The 14,019-nt window shown below is 55.5% G+C and carries 13 protein-coding genes; 8 read left to right on the forward strand and 5 right to left on the reverse strand.

What is annotated here, in order from left to right; genetic code table 11:
• The first annotated feature begins 72 nt into the window (after nucleotides 1-72).
• Nucleotides 73-966 carry an NAD(P)/FAD-dependent oxidoreductase gene (locus JI62_RS14130; protein ID WP_088700761.1) on the forward strand — a complete coding sequence of 298 codons (894 nt, stop codon included), beginning with the start codon at nucleotides 73-75 and terminating at the stop codon, nucleotides 964-966.
• Between the two features lie 158 nt (nucleotides 967-1,124).
• Nucleotides 1,125-1,814 (forward strand): YoaK family protein, encoded by a 690-nt coding sequence (locus JI62_RS14135; RefSeq protein ID WP_205737526.1) that lies wholly within the window; start codon nucleotides 1,125-1,127, stop codon nucleotides 1,812-1,814.
• Between the two features lie 109 nt (nucleotides 1,815-1,923).
• Here the strand turns inward: JI62_RS14135 and JI62_RS14140 are convergent, their stop codons facing one another.
• On the reverse strand, nucleotides 1,924-3,090 hold the full coding sequence (locus JI62_RS14140) for an MFS transporter (RefSeq protein WP_088700763.1): 1,167 nt from the start codon (nucleotides 3,088-3,090) through the stop codon (nucleotides 1,924-1,926).
• A 143-nt stretch (nucleotides 3,091-3,233) separates the two neighbouring features.
• Here JI62_RS14140 and JI62_RS14145 point away from each other — a divergent pair, with 143 nt between their 5' ends.
• Entirely contained in the window at nucleotides 3,234-4,073 is an 840-nt protein-coding gene (locus tag JI62_RS14145; RefSeq protein ID WP_088700764.1) for a helix-turn-helix transcriptional regulator, read from the forward strand.
• Nucleotides 4,074-4,217: 144 nt separating this feature from the next.
• On the opposite strand, the gene JI62_RS14150 is transcribed toward JI62_RS14145, so the two are convergent.
• Complete coding sequence (locus JI62_RS14150; protein ID WP_088700765.1) at nucleotides 4,218-5,120, reverse strand: LysR substrate-binding domain-containing protein; 903 nt, start codon at nucleotides 5,118-5,120, stop codon at nucleotides 4,218-4,220.
• A gap of 183 nt (nucleotides 5,121-5,303) precedes the next feature.
• On the opposite strand from JI62_RS14150, the gene JI62_RS14155 reads away from it, so the two are divergent.
• The gene (locus JI62_RS14155) at nucleotides 5,304-5,882 is read left to right on the forward strand and encodes an NAD(P)H-dependent oxidoreductase (protein ID WP_088700766.1); all 579 of its coding nucleotides are present in this window, start codon (nucleotides 5,304-5,306) and stop codon (nucleotides 5,880-5,882) included.
• 75 nt (nucleotides 5,883-5,957) lie between these two features.
• On the opposite strand, the gene JI62_RS14160 is transcribed toward JI62_RS14155, so the two are convergent.
• The 3 genes from JI62_RS14160 to msrP all read right to left on the reverse strand — a co-directional run bounded on the left by JI62_RS14160 (nucleotide 5,958) and on the right by msrP (nucleotide 9,485).
• The gene (locus JI62_RS14160; protein WP_088700767.1) at nucleotides 5,958-7,751 is read right to left on the reverse strand and encodes a S8/S53 family peptidase; all 1,794 of its coding nucleotides are present in this window, start codon (nucleotides 7,749-7,751) and stop codon (nucleotides 5,958-5,960) included.
• A gap of 100 nt (nucleotides 7,752-7,851) precedes the next feature.
• Nucleotides 7,852-8,469 carry a protein-methionine-sulfoxide reductase heme-binding subunit MsrQ gene (msrQ, locus tag JI62_RS14165; RefSeq protein ID WP_088700768.1) on the reverse strand — a complete coding sequence of 206 codons (618 nt, stop codon included), beginning with the start codon at nucleotides 8,467-8,469 and terminating at the stop codon, nucleotides 7,852-7,854.
• Nucleotides 8,469-9,485, reverse strand: a complete 1,017-nt coding sequence (gene msrP, locus JI62_RS14170) for a protein-methionine-sulfoxide reductase catalytic subunit MsrP (RefSeq protein ID WP_088700769.1) — start codon at nucleotides 9,483-9,485, stop codon at nucleotides 8,469-8,471. The genes msrQ and msrP overlap by 1 nt, the downstream gene beginning before the upstream one ends.
• Nucleotides 9,486-9,660: 175 nt before the next feature.
• Between msrP and JI62_RS14175 the strand changes: the two genes are divergently transcribed.
• Genes JI62_RS14175 through JI62_RS14190 form a run of 4 tightly spaced genes read left to right on the forward strand, consistent with a single transcriptional unit; the run spans nucleotide 9,661 to nucleotide 13,964 of the window.
• Entirely contained in the window at nucleotides 9,661-11,316 is a 1,656-nt protein-coding gene (locus JI62_RS14175) for an FMN-binding glutamate synthase family protein (protein WP_088700770.1), read from the forward strand.
• Nucleotides 11,317-11,374: 58 nt separating this feature from the next.
• On the forward strand, nucleotides 11,375-12,349 hold the full coding sequence (locus JI62_RS14180; protein ID WP_088700771.1) for a DUF2157 domain-containing protein: 975 nt from the start codon (nucleotides 11,375-11,377) through the stop codon (nucleotides 12,347-12,349).
• Nucleotides 12,346-13,428, forward strand: a complete 1,083-nt coding sequence (locus tag JI62_RS14185; RefSeq protein ID WP_088700772.1) for a DUF4401 domain-containing protein — start codon at nucleotides 12,346-12,348, stop codon at nucleotides 13,426-13,428. Before JI62_RS14180 ends, JI62_RS14185 begins: the two co-directional genes overlap by 4 nt.
• Entirely contained in the window at nucleotides 13,425-13,964 is a 540-nt protein-coding gene (locus JI62_RS14190; RefSeq protein ID WP_088700773.1) for a GDYXXLXY domain-containing protein, read from the forward strand. Before JI62_RS14185 ends, JI62_RS14190 begins: the two co-directional genes overlap by 4 nt.
• Nucleotides 13,965-14,019: the final 55 nt, after the last annotated feature.

Below are 14,019 nucleotides of genomic sequence, written 5' to 3' on the forward strand. Positions count from 1 at the left end.
TCAATAAAAGATACATGAGATGAGTTTATTCACCATGGGCTTAAAAGGCTGGGTGAACACGGAGGAAGGGCAATGAGTTTTGATACAGTGATTATCGGTGGCAGCTACGCGGGTATGGCGGCAGGGCTACAGCTGGCCCGAGCAAGGCGGAAAATATTACTGATAGATGCGGGACAGCCCCGCAACCGTTTTACGTCTTACTCCCATGGTTTTTTAACCCAGGATGGTGCGCCACCCGCAGAGATAGCAGCAGAGGCCCGTAGCCAACTGATGGAGTACCCAACGGTTGAGTGGTGCACGGGGCGGGTGGAGACAGTAACGGGGACGGCTGATAATTTCTTGGTGGCGCTCGCCGATGGCAGCACCTATCAGGCACGGCGTATTATTCTGGCCGCGGGTGTTACCGATGAGCTTCCAGGCTTACCGGGGCTCGCCGAGCTGTGGGGCAAACGCGTTTTCCACTGCCCGTACTGCCACGGTTATGAGCTGGGCAAAGAGAGTATCGGTGTGTTGGCAACCTCAGAACTCGCGATGCACCATGGTTTGATGCTGCCCGACTGGGGCGCCACCACACTGTTTCTTAACGATGCCTTTGAACCCAATGCCGAACAGCTGGCTCAGCTTAAGGCGCGCGGCACCCAGGTAGAGTATGGCGCAGCGGTGCGTATTAGTGCGCAAGCAGAAGGTGTTGAGCTGGTAATGCAGGATGACCGTGTGTTTCCACTGGTGGGCTTGTTTGTTGCGCCACGCATTCACCTTAGTCCGCTGGTAGCGCAATTGGGTTGCGAATTTGAGGAGTCTCCCATGGGCTGCATTGTTAAAACCGATGCAATGCAGGCCACTTCAATCCCCGGTGTTTTCGCTTGCGGTGATGTGGCCCGCGCCGCAGGGTCGGTCACCTTTGCCGTGGCCGATGGCGCCATGGCGGGGCTTTCTACACACCGGTCATTGATGTTTGGCATTTAACGCTTGGATTCAGGCGTTAATATGTCAGTTAACTCTCAATTAGTTAAATTAGAACTATGCTTTAGTATTAGTGTCGTACTTGCCAACTCTTAGGTCGTCGGAGAAGGCGCTTGTTGATCAAAAAGAAGAAAGCTCGGTCTCATACCGAGGATCGCTGCTTGGCACTGGTACTGGCGACGGCTGCCGGTATTCTCAATGCCATGGCGTTGGGTGCTTTTGGGTTTCTCCCTTCGCATATGAGTGGCAATGCCTCACAAATGTCGACGGAAGTAGTCAGTTCCGATACCTATGGCTTGTTGTTTCTGGCAGCCCTGCTCTTGGCATTCGTGATAGGCAGTACGCTCGCTCGCGTTGCCGTGGTCGTGGGGCAGAAACTCAGAACCATCTTTTGCCTGATTCTCTTGGCGGAAGGCGTGGCATTGACGGCGGTGTCGATGTTTGAACTGCTGTTTTACTCGACACGCTTCAACGAGGAAGTGCTGATAGCACTGGGCTTCTTGATGGGAGTTCATAACGCGACGTCAACGCAACTCTCAAACGGTCGGGTGAGGTCGACTCACGTAACCGGCACACTAACGGATGCTGGCATCGCGTTAGGCTCGTTCTTATCATCCTTGGTGGCACGGGGTGAGGCGACCGACCGCCGTTCTTGCCGAAAGCAACTCTATACGCATTTGACGACGATTTTTTCATTTCTGACTGGGTGTGTCATCGGATTTGTGTTGTTCAATTTGTTTGGTTTCAAGGCAATGCTGGGGCTGGGGGGTGTTTTGATGATCGTTCCCTTGAGCGCAATTGTTATCACAGTGCGTACGGCAAGTAAGTTGATGGACGCCAGAAGAGCCTAACGGGTAGTGACGTCCCTTCGCCGGTCGCACAGTTACGATTGACTAAACTGCATTGGCATCAGGCTTGCTGTGTACCTGAGAGCCCTCCGCTAATAGATAGACTGGCGAACTAATGCTGGGCATTTATCAAAAGCGCCAACTGTACTAATGCCCCTACTGCAGCGATAGCCCCCGCGCCCACCGCTAATGTCGAAACGGGAAGGTGGAAGGCAAGCAAAATGCCGCCACTCGCCGCCCCTATCGCACTGCCTAAATAGAGCGCCGATTCATTGAGTGCGACCGCCAAGTTGCCGTCGCCATGGGCTTGTCTCGTACGAACGAGCTCGTTGTTTTGTGGCACTTGCAGTGCCCAGCCCACGGCGCCCCAAAGAGCGATCGGAAGTAACGTTAGCAGAGGATGAACCGATGCCGAAAAAGGTAGCGCGATGAGCGCTATAAAGAGCAGCAGCATGATCCCCAAGGTCATTACCGGGCCGTTAAATTTGTCGACCAATGGGCCAATCAAAAAGCTGCCCACGACGCCGCCAATTCCCCATACCCACAAATAACCAGTAATCGACTGAACAGCGCCTGACTCGGTGGCCTCCATAAAGGGGGCGATAAAGGTGTACATGCCCAGGCTGGCAATGGCCGCCAATAAGGAAACCGCTAGAATGGCCATGGTATGAGGGTTTTTTAAAATAGCCAGTTTGCGGGCAAGAGCAAGCACAGGCGTGGCTGGTAGTGCAGGGAGTTTTGCGTGGAGTCCGGCGTAGGCGATGCAGCCAAGACCTGCGATAAGCCACATGGCTGACGCCCAGCCTAAACGTTCAGCGAGCAACAGACTGATAGGCACCCCCAGTACCGTGCCGCTCGCCATGCCGCCCATGATGATCGCAATCGCTTTACCGCGCTGGGCCTCTGGCGTGATGGCGGCTGCGGCGGCAATGCCCATGGCAAGATAAACCCCGGCGCCCACGCCAGCAACTGCTCGCCATATAGCGAGGGCGATAAAGCTAGTGGCCAGCGCGCTGGCGATATTGGCCACAATAAAAACGGCCAACGCCACTAGTAAGCCCAAACGTTGATGCTGGCCGGGCAGTAGCGCTACGACGACGGGCGAGCCTAAGCCATAGGCTAAGGTGAATGCCGTAACTAACTGGGCCGCCGTAGCAGCCGTGACACTAAAGGCGTCTTCAATGAGGGGAATTAGCCCCGCAGTCACATAAGAGGCCATCCCAAGTGCAAACGCACCCAGTGCCACGAGATATACCGATAGACGAGATTGGTCAGCCATAACGCACTCCAGGCATAAGCATTAGAAAAGAATCCGCCAGCGCTGTTTTGCCAGCGAAGGGCTATTCTGGAGAGGCTTTAAAGGGGGTACAATTTAACTATTTATGCTATTACTAAAAGTGATAAGTTATTCAAGGTAATAAAATGACCGCTCCACGAACGCTGACTCGAACGCGGGAAGACCTGGCTGAGTTTCTACGCATGCACCGAGAGAAAATCGCACCAGAAGAGGTGGGGCTGCCACGTGGCCGCCGAAGGCGTACGCCGGGGTTAAGGCGTGAAGAAGTCGCCGCTTTAGCAGGCGTGGGGCTGACTTGGTATACCTGGTTGGAACAGGGTCGTGATATCAGCGTATCGGCCACTTTTCTGGACAATCTATCCAAAGCGCTCAAGCTGGATGCGGCTGAGCGCCGCCATTTGTTCTTGCTTGCCCATCAGCGGCTACCCTCTGAGCTAGGCAAAACCTGGTGCAGTGTGCCGCCGCTGGTGCGAACCTTGATGGACGACCTGCCCACACGGCCTGCCTATATTCTTAATTTACGCTGGGATGTGCTGGCCTGGAACGCGGCTGCCGATAAGCTGTTCAACTTCTCTGCCCATGCACCCGAGCGCCGCAATATGCTCTGGTTATTATTTACCGATCCTGCCATGCGCCAGCGGTTATCACCCTGGGAAGAGCAGGTTTGCCAAATGCTATCCAGCTTCCGACGCGACTTTGCCCGTGCGACCGAAGATCCCGCCATAGAGGCATTGGTTGAAGAGCTAACCAAAGTGGCGCCTGAGTTTAAGGCATGGTGGAAAAATCAGGAGGTCAACGCGCCTTGCCAGGGCGTGCGCCATCTTTATCTGGATGGGATCGGCGCTATCGCGTTTGAACACACTACACTCACCGTTGATGAAGAGCGCCACCTGCGGCTGGTCTACTATGCCCACAAGGGAGCCGACACCGAGAAGCAGGCTTTTAATGAGTGGGTAGTGGGTTAAAAACACCTGCCCGAAGGATCATGGCGTCGGTAAAAGGCAAACAAAGTGGAAATGGGCTTTGTATGGAAACCCAAAGAAGGTGAAGATGTTTACCGTTGGCGCTAGTGCTTTTCTGGCAAGCAAGGGCGTTGATTAGCTTGCCCTTCATCCCTGCAAATACTTCCCCGGCAGCCGTTCTACTAAAAACTCCATAAACAGTCGGGTGCGCTGTGAAAGCGTGGTTTGGCGGTAGTACACGGCGTTCACAGCTTGGGTCTGCATTTCTGTGCAGTCGGGTAGTACATCCACCAGTGTGCCGTTATGATGGGAAGTGATGGTCATAAAGTCGGCAAGGCAAACGATGCCTTCTCCTGCAATGGCCAACTCTAATAGCGTGCTGCCACTGGAGGCTGCTAGCGTTGGCGTAATGCGTAAAGGTTTACCATCGGCGAGGCACAGTGGCCAGCGGTTGAGATGGTCGAGCTGACTGAAACCCAGCAGGCTGTGCTTTTGGAGGTCGTCGATGCTTTGTGGTGTGCCGTGGCGTTTTAGATAAGCAGGGCTGGCCAGAAGGCGCAGCGGGCTATAGCCAAGGAGGCGAGCGTGTAGCGATGAATCTTCCAGTTTGCCAATACGGATGGCCAAATCAACCCGCTGTTCCAGCAAGTCGACAAAGCGGTCGTGGGTGTCGAGCTCCAGCGTAATACCAGGGTAGCGTGCGCGGAATTCGCCAATCACCGGCACAATCACAAACTGCATAAAGCTGGGAGCGGCGTTGATCCGTAGCTTGCCTTGCGGCTGATTGTGGCGATCCAGCATCGCCTCTTCGGCCTCTTCCACGGCGGTCAGAATATGGCGGCAGTGGCCCAAGAATGTTTCGCCCTCTTCGGTCAGCTCTAAGCGGCGCGTGGTTCGGCGTAGTAAGGTAGCGCCAAGTTTTTGCTCCAGGCGGTTAAGCGTACGACTAACCCCGGAAACGGTCATGCCAAGACGCTCAGCGGCGTCGGTGATGGAGCCGCTATCCACGACCGTCACAAATGCCTGCTGTTCTTCAAGGGTGCTTTTCATAAATTACTTTTCATAGCGCTGCCGTTTGTCTTAGTGAGTGTTTAACATTATTGATTTAAAATCAAAAATGTCTTGCTGGCACGTCGCTTCTTTTTCCGCGCTGTTACTCCCACAATACGCACCATTAACGTCAAACCTATTCGGTTAGCTTTGATGATGAACCTCTTTGGGAGAAAGCGTTAGATGAAGATTCTACTGATTAACGGCGGCAAGGCGTTTGCCCACTCTGGCGGTGAGCTCAATAATACGCTGCATGGCGTGGCAGTGAGTACGTTGCAGGAAATGGGGTACGAGGTGCGCGAGACGGTGATTGATCAAGGCTACAATCTTGAGACCGAAGTGCAGAACTACCTATGGGCGGACACCATTGTGTATCAGATGCCGGGTTGGTGGATGGGAGCGCCCTGGATCGTTAAGCGCTACATTGATGAGGTGTTCACAGAAGGCCACGGTTCACTCTACGCCAGCGATGGCCGCTCGCGGCAAGACCCGACTAAACAGTATGGCAGTGGTGGCTTGCTGCAAGGGCGTCGCTACATGCTGTCGCTGACCTGGAATGCCCCTTTGGAGGCCTTCGACGAGCCGGACAATTTCTTTGAAGGGCGTGGTGTGGATGGTGTTTACTTCCCCTTCCACAAATCGCAGGCGTTTATCGGCTTAGAGGCATTGCCGACCTTTATCGCCAACGATGTGATGAAGATGCCGGATGTCGATCGTGATAAAGCGGCTTATCGTGCTCATCTTCGCAAAGTGCTTGGCTAAAGGATTTGGCTAAACGTAGTTGATTCGGACAAGCCCACCTCGAGAAGTGGGCTTTGTTTGGCTGATTTATCTGACCTAGCGATCCCGATCCAAGCTTTGCACCGTCAGATCCAGCGCCTTATACATATCCAGGCGGGCGGACAGACCGATATCCGGGTGATTCAGCTCGTTGGCCCGTTCTGATGGTAATATCGGCGCGGTCAGATCATCCGCGTCTGTCGGCTCGAAATCGTACTCTTCCCCGATCGTCATGGCGCTGCGGCGAAGTAGCATGCGTAACTGTGCCGGGGTAAGTTCGGGGTCAATCGACATCATTGCCGCCAACAGACCGGCCACCAGCGGGGTCGCGTAGGACGTGCCGCAATGGGCTTCGCCTTGCTCACCCTCTACCAGGGAAGAGCCTCGTACACAGGCCGCTGCGGTTATATCCACCCGCATATCGATATTGGAGGCGTTACGTTTGACCACATAGCGGGGATCTTCAACCTGCACATCCTCATCGCTGCGTTCATGCCCACCCACGACAAACAGTTGGTCGGTAATAAAAGAAGAGGGCAGGCGATAATCGTCACTTCCTGAAAATGACGACGCGTTGCCTGCTGAATTTACGACCACTACATCGGGGTGTTCGCGGCGCAGCCATAAGAAGAACTCTTCGAGCAGTTCTTCGTAACCGCTCATGGCGATGCCGGAACGTACCAGCGAATCGACTTCTTTACCGTTAATGTCGATTGCCCCTACTCGGTGGATGCCCCAACTCCAGTTGAGTACGCGTACTCCGTCCTCTACCAGATTGACTGAAGCAGCAACATTAGCCGTTATGCCTGCATCTGAGTTGCGATCCACAATCACGTCGAAGCCAGGGCCTACATCGTCCAACCCGCGTAAAAAACCACTATTGCCGCCTTCGTTCCAGGCCGCGGCAAATACCCCAGCGACCGTTGTGCCATGCCCGTCGGGCTTAGCCGCATCGCGCGCGTACACGCAGGTTCTAGACGAATTAGTGCGGCAGTCACCCAGGTAATCGGTAAAATCCGGCGCATCGAAGTCTACCTCTCGCTCGATAACGCCAATACGTATAGGCTGCGTCTCGATATCTCCGCCGTGGCCCTGACGTGATAAGCGTCGCTGGTAATAGTTCACGGCATCCAGAAAACGATTCGACGCCCACTCCTGATTATCTGCAGCGGGCGGCTTTTCCGTTTCGCTCTCAATGCTCTCTTCTGCCCCCGACTCTTCGACCACCACCGCATCCACGCTCACTTCGCTGCCCAGCCTGAGTACCAGCGCATCGCGCTCATCAAGGTTGTTGACTGCCAACCGTAATTGGTAGGTGTTGAGCGGCGGGATCATGCCGACCACTTCGGCGCCGTACTTTTCCGCTAAACGCTGGGCCTCCTCGGCACCGTCGTGGCTCTCTTCAATAATCAGGCTGATCAGATCCACGTAGGTGGTGATGCCATCCATGTTCTTCGCCACCTCTTGATCGGTGGCGGCTACTACGTGGCTGCCGTTAAGGCTGAGCCAAACCGGGTTGCTGGACTGCTCACGCTGCTCAAACCATAGTGGGCCGCTTTGCGCATCAGCGCTGCTGATGCTTACACGCACCCGGTCGTTGTCGCGAGTGATGTCATCTGGCTGAAGTGCTGTACCGTTCAGCTTTATCTGAAAGTCGTTGTTCTCAAGCCCACTGACGCGAAGGCAGAACTCTTGCATATCCAGCGTCAGCAGGTTGCCACAGCGCTGCAGTTGTTCGACTCGCAACGGCTGTTCAACTTGCGCAGATTGCTCTGCAACCGCGACAGTTCCAATCAACATTAATGCCAGCGCTGAAACCAGCCGACCAGCGCCCAAATACGTTGCTGCCATATGACTACTCCAAACGCTATCCGATTGACTGCACGCAGCATAAACGCATTAGCTGAACAGAACATGAACCCGTTCGGTCTCGGGGGTATTCACTGATGTTTTAACGGCTAAAACGATAACGCAGTTTAGGCAGGGTGCGTGCCACAGGCGGTAGGCGGGTGGCCATAATCAGCGCCGCAATGGCGGCATACATGGCCCACTCCTGCATGTCGGCGCGCACTATCCAGAAGAAGTGCAGCAGCACCAGACCCAAAATGGCGTAGGAGAATTTGTGCAGTGACTTCCAGCGTTTGCCTAGGCGCTTCATCGACCACTTGTTAGACGTCGCCCCCAACACGGCTAGCCCAACCAGCGCGATCATACCGACGATAATATACGGGCGCTTGATGATCTCACTACCCAGCAATGCCCAGTTAAGCCCCAGAATAAACAGCGCGTAACTGAGCATATGCAGGGTGGCGTAGGCCAGCGTCCAGAGGCCCAGCTGGCGCCGGATCAGTGCAAAGCCTTTCCAGCGGGTGAGCTTGGTGAGTGGGGTAAGGCTGAGGGTGAGTAGCAGCATCCATAGAGCCCCAATGCCGATGTTTAGCAGCAGGTAGCGTCCTGGTTCGGGGCCAGCGGCGTTATTCGCCACCACCCAGCTCCAAAATAGCAGCGGCGCTAGCGCGGCCAGGAACACGCCCACGCGCCATGCTAACCATATACGTGGGCTGGCCATTAGTAATTTTCCTTCAAGTCCATGCCGGCATAAAGCTCGGCAACTTCGTCGGCGTAGCCATTGAACATTAGGGTATCGATGGTATTGGGGTTGAACAGGCTGTTCGGCAGCCGCCGCTCGGTGGCCTGGCTCCAGCGGGGATGATCGACCTCAGGGTTGACGTTGGCGTAGAAGCCGTACTCATTAGCGGCGATTTGCTGCCAGGAGTTAACCGGCTGCTCTTCCACCAGCGAAATGCGCACAATCGACTTGATGCTCTTGAAACCGTACTTCCACGGTACTACCAGCCGTAGGGGCGCGCCATTTTGGTTGGGCAGTTCGCGGCCATACATACCCAATGCCATTATCGTGAGGGGATGCATAGCTTCGTCCATGCGCAGGCCTTCCACATAGGGCCAGTCGATGATCGAAAACGAGGAGCGCTGCCCACGCATTTGCTCTGGATCGACCAGGGTTTCAAAACGCACGTACTTGGCTTTGCTGGTGGGCTCGGCGCGCTTGATGATGTCCGCGAGCGGAATGCCCAGCCAGGGAATCACCATCGACCACGCCTCGACGCAGCGCAGGCGGTAAATACGCTCTTCAAACTGTGAAGGCTTGGCAAGGTCTTCAAGCGCTATGCGCCCACCGTTATTGACTTCGCCATCCACCACCACGCTCCAGGGCTGGGTTTCCAGGCTACCTGCATGACGGGCGGGGTCGCCCTTGTCAGTACCGAACTCGAAAAAATTGTTGTAACCACTGGCATCATCAAAGGGCGCAATCTTATCTTTGTCAGGGTCGCTAGGGGTGATGGAGCGCCACTGGGTCTCGCTGATTTTCTCCTTTAGCCACGCCGGTGCATCGCCTTCGGGTACATCGGAGTAGTCGGCGTTAGCGCGGACTTGGCCGGATAGGGCAAGCCCTGCGCCTAGGCCTGCCATGCCGCCCATAAAGCGCCGCCGGGAGAGGTAGATGGATTCCGGCGTGACATCGGATTCGTGTAAATCACTCGGTTTGGCAATCTTTATTAGCATTAGGTGTCTCCACTCTGGTCTTTATGGGTAGCATACGAGGTGAATGCAGCATTCGATATTAATGGGTGTCGTAAGTTCGCCAAAACTTACACAAGCCCCTTACGTTTTTAAATTGAGCCGGTCGGGGTGGCTGGTCGCCCCTTTGGTGAGGTGTTGAAAAGGAGCTCTTGTTCTGATGATCGAAGCCCGGGGATTGACCCGTATTCCTCTACGTAATGCCGTCTTTGTCGCCTGCCTGATCCTGCTATTGGTTTCGCTGGTGGGGGTGGTGTTTTCTTTAGCATGGCTTTGGGGCGTGGTGATTTTTGGCATGCTCGCTGGGCTGGGGCTCCATGATCTTCGCCAAACGCGGCGAACGGTGAGTCGCAACTATCCTGTTCTGGCCCATTTTCGCTATGTTCTAGAGTCCATTGGGCCGGAAATACGTCAATACTTTATTCAATCGGATCTCGATGAACGGCCTTTTTCCCGCGAGCAGCGTGCTGTGGTATATCAGCGTTCAAAAAATGAGAGCGATAAAAAGCCCTTTGGCTCCCTGCTGGATATGTATCAGCCGGGGCATGAATGGATTAACCACTCGCTCCTCCCCTGCGCTATTGAAAACGAAGACTTCCGTGTTCGCGTGGGCGGCAGTCATTGCAGTCAACCCTACCTGGCAAGCGTATTGAATATTTCTGCGATGAGCTTTGGTTCGCTTTCGGGCAATGCCATTGAGGCGCTCAACGCGGGGGCGTGTAAGGGCGGTTTTTATCACGACACCGGGGAAGGCTCTATTTCCCGTTACCATCGCAGGCACGGTGGTGATTTGGTCTGGGAAATAGGCTCTGGCTACTTTGGCTGCCGCAACGACGATGGCTCGTTTAACGAGGAGCGCTTTGCAGCTAACGCCAGTGCCGATCAGGTGAAAATGATCGAAATCAAACTTTCCCAGGGCGCCAAACCGGGCCATGGCGGTATATTGCCAGCGGCTAAGGTCACTGCCGAAATTGCTGAAGCGCGAGAAGTCCCCATGGGTCAGGACGTGATTTCACCCGCTGCCCATTCAGCTTTCTCGACGCCGCTGGAACTGATGGCATTCATTGCCCGCCTACGTTCGCTTTCCGGTGGAAAACCGGTTGGCTTTAAGCTGGCGATTGGTCACCCCTGGGAGTGGTTTGCGATCGTTAAAGCCATGCTGGAAAGCGGTGAGCGGCCTGATTTTATAGTGGTGGACGGGGGCGAAGGGGGAACCGGTGCGGCGCCGCTGGAGTTTATCAATCGCATGGGGGTGCCGTTAACCGAAGCCGTCACGCTGGTGCATAACACCCTGGTGGGAGCCGGGCTGCGCGAGGAGATTCGTATAGGCGCAGCGGGTAAGATTATGTCCGGTTTTCACATTGCCCGAACCATGGCGCTAGGGGCCGACTGGTGCAATTCAGCCAGGGGCTTCATGTTTTCATTAGGGTGTATTCAGGCGCTTAACTGCCACTCTGACAAATGCCCCAGCGGCGTAGCCACTCAAGATCCCAATCGCAGCCGCCATTTGGATATTGCCGATAAAACAGCGCGGGTCTACCACTTCCACAGTAATACGTTAAAAGCGCTGGCAGAAATGCTGGGGGCCGCAGGGCTTAGCCATCCTAGTGAACTGGGGCCTGAGCACATTATCCGACGTGTCTCGGAAAACGAGATTCAGTCCTACGATCAGATATTCACTTTCTTAAAACCCAATGAATTGCTCAATGCAAAGTGCGAGCACACGGTATTCAAGCACTATTGGGAAAATGCCCAAGCTGACTCCTTCCAACCGCCTGCGCAGATTGCTCGGCTGCGCTTTACTAAGCTGGAGTGATCATGGCACTTAGCCTCGGTGCTTGTGTTTCCACCGCGCCGTTTAGACGGGAGCCCCCATGGCCTCTACCCGCCGTGAATTGATATCACTGATAGAGCAGGGCGTGATACCGCCTGAACAGATGACGCGCGCCGTGCAGGCTGCTGGGCTGCACCCTTCGCCTCGCGCTTGGGCGCTGTTTATTGATCGCCTACTGCAGTGGCTAGGCGGGCTGGCACTGGCCTTGGCGGTGCTGTTTTTCGTAGCTTATAACTGGGCCGAGATGGGCCGCTGGCTGCGCTTTGGCGTGGTGCAGGCAGCGATGGTGCTGGCGGCAAGTATCGCCATTTGGCCCAAGGCGAGCCCGACGGTTCAACGTGTGGCGCTAACATCGGCCACTTTGTTGGTGGGCGTGCTGTTGGCGCTATTTGGCCAGGTGTATCAAACCGGGGCCGACCCCTGGCAGCTGTTTGTTGCCTGGGCGCTGCTTACGCTGCCCTGGGTCTGGATAGCGCGTTTTGAGCTGCTCTGGGTGCTGTGGCTGGGGTTACTTAATTTGGCCGTCGGGCTCTATTTCCGTACCTGGGGCGGGCCGTTTGGCGTTTTGGCCAGTAGTGAGGCCGCTCAATGGGGGCTGCTGGTACTCAATACCCTGGCCTTGGCAATCTGGGAGTGGGGCGCTCATGACCGGGGCTGGCCACGGCAGTGGGCGGTACGCCTGCTGGCGCTAGGAAGCGGGGTGCCGATAACACTGTTAATGATGACGTTGATCATCGAGATAGGCCTCTCGTGGTCGCCAGTGCTGGCGATTTACCCACTCTGGTTGGCAGTGCTATATGGCGTTTACCGCTACTGGCGGCCTGATCTGTTTATGATCGCGGGGGGCTGCATTTCGCTATTAACAGTGGCCACGCTACTGCTTGCCAGGATGTTACTCTGGGAGGGTGATTGGCAGGAGGGAAGTCTGCTGCTGATCGCCATCGCGGTGCTGGCGATGGGCGCGGGAGCGGTGGTTTGGCTGAAGCGGCTGCATCAGGAGATGTCCCAGTCATGAACAGTATTAACGATTTAAAAGCCAGGCTGAACCAAGCGGGCATTGTGTTAAACGAGCCAGCAACCCCAGCGCCGCTGGAAACACCCTGGTTTGTGCGCGTGCTGCAGGCGTTTTCTGGCTGGTTGGCGGCGCTGTTTCTGCTCGGCTTTGTCGCCATGGGCGTGGTATTTGTGGTGGAGAGCCCGGCGGCGTCGTTAGGCTTGGGACTAGCGATGATCGGCGCGGCTTATGGGCTATTTCGCAAAGCTCGCAGTGATGTACTTGAACACCTGGCGCTGGCGGTTAGCTTGGCCGGGCAGTTGCTAATCGCTTGGGCCGCGGTAGCGTTTTGGGAGGAATCTGCGACTTCATTATGGGTGCTGGTGGCGTGGTCGCTATTTGGCTTGCAGAGCGTACTGGCGCTGGTGATGCCGAGCCTGCTTCACCGCACGTTTTCCGCTTTTGCCGCCAGCTTGGCGCTCTATATAGCGCTGGCGATGAGCGCGATGGCGTTAGTGGCGAGTGGGTTCGTGTTGTTGGCGCTGACGCTACTCTGGCTAAATGAGTTTCGTGGGCCTGGGAGTATTCGGGTCGTACAGGCGTGGGGCTATGGGTTGTTATTAGGCCTGTTGGTGATGCAAGGATTAGCGCATAGCGGCCAGTCGTTCGTCTTCTGGTTTGACGCCCATAGCGCCAGCGCTCTGGCATGGTCGGCCCCTTGGTTGAGAGCCGTGATGGTAGCGCTCTCTCTGGCGCTGCTGTTGTATAACGTTGCGAAATCCAAACCCCATTGGGCGCTCTATCTAAGCCCGATCGCATTGCTGTTGATCAGTTTTTATGCGCCTGGTGTGGACCAGGGACTGGTCGTTGTGTTGTTAGGGTTTGCGATGGGCCATCGCTTAGTGATGGGGCTTGGGGTATTGTCGCTGCTGATGGGCATTGGCAGCTATTACTACTGGCTGGACGCGACGCTGTTAACCAAGGCACTAACCCTACTGTTTACCGGTGGCGTGCTGCTTACGCTGCGTTTGGCGCTACACAAGTGGTTGAGTATAGAGGGCAATATGCCGTCTCCTTCTGAGGGAGGGCACGGAAAGTGAGGCTGAAAGCCAAGCGTCATCGCTGGATAGTACTCTTAGCCACTGTTGTCGTGCTGGCGCTGGTAAACGGTGCGATTTGGCAGAAAGAGCATCACCTGACCGAGGGTGAAATCGTTTACCTGGCGCTTGCGCCAGTCGACCCGCGCTCATTGATGCAGGGCGACTACATGGCACTCAACTTCGCACTCGCCAATCAAATTCACAGCGCGCTGTTTCGACAAGATGACGCTCTGCAAGATGAGACTCAAAAAGCAAGCAACGGCTACGTAGTTGTGCGCTTGGATGAACAGCGTATCGCGCATTTTCAGCGCCTCGATGATGGCAGCGCTTTAGCCAATGACGAACGGCGACTGGGTTACCGCCTGCGCAACGGTCAGGTACGCTTCGCCACCGATGCGTTCTTCTTCCAGGAGGGTCACGGCGAGCGCTACGAGGCTGCCCGTTACGGGCAGTTTAGGGTGAATGACCAGGGCGAGCCGCTGCTGGTAGCTATGTACGATGATGAGCTTAACCGGTTAGGCGAAATAACTAAGTGATACCCGCCTTAACGCCCCTACGCCTTGCACCTTCAAGCAAGGTAGGCTGTACTTT

The organism is Halomonas campaniensis, from assembly GCF_002211105.1.
Lineage (GTDB): Bacteria > Pseudomonadota > Gammaproteobacteria > Pseudomonadales > Halomonadaceae > Vreelandella > Vreelandella campaniensis_A.

Bases quoted from the DNA above. Each gene is read 5' to 3' on its own strand.
- JI62_RS14155 (WP_088700766.1), top strand. From the start codon at position 5,304: ATGAAGATTCTACTGATTAACGGCGGCAAGGCGTTTGCCCACTCTGGC.
- msrP (WP_088700769.1), bottom strand. From the start codon at position 9,485: ATGCTAATAAAGATTGCCAAACCGAGTGATTTACACGAATCCGATGTC.
- JI62_RS14140 (WP_088700763.1), bottom strand. From the start codon at position 3,090: ATGGCTGACCAATCTCGTCTATCGGTATATCTCGTGGCACTGGGTGCG.
- JI62_RS14180 (WP_088700771.1), top strand. From the start codon at position 11,375: ATGGCCTCTACCCGCCGTGAATTGATATCACTGATAGAGCAGGGCGTG.
- JI62_RS14145 (WP_088700764.1), top strand. From the start codon at position 3,234: ATGACCGCTCCACGAACGCTGACTCGAACGCGGGAAGACCTGGCTGAG.
- JI62_RS14160 (WP_088700767.1), bottom strand. From the start codon at position 7,751: ATGGCAGCAACGTATTTGGGCGCTGGTCGGCTGGTTTCAGCGCTGGCA.
- JI62_RS14175 (WP_088700770.1), top strand. From the start codon at position 9,661: ATGATCGAAGCCCGGGGATTGACCCGTATTCCTCTACGTAATGCCGTC.
- msrQ (WP_088700768.1), bottom strand. From the start codon at position 8,469: ATGGCCAGCCCACGTATATGGTTAGCATGGCGCGTGGGCGTGTTCCTG.
- JI62_RS14150 (WP_088700765.1), bottom strand. From the start codon at position 5,120: ATGAAAAGCACCCTTGAAGAACAGCAGGCATTTGTGACGGTCGTGGAT.
- JI62_RS14130 (WP_088700761.1), top strand. From the start codon at position 73: ATGAGTTTTGATACAGTGATTATCGGTGGCAGCTACGCGGGTATGGCG.
- JI62_RS14185 (WP_088700772.1), top strand. From the start codon at position 12,346: ATGAACAGTATTAACGATTTAAAAGCCAGGCTGAACCAAGCGGGCATT.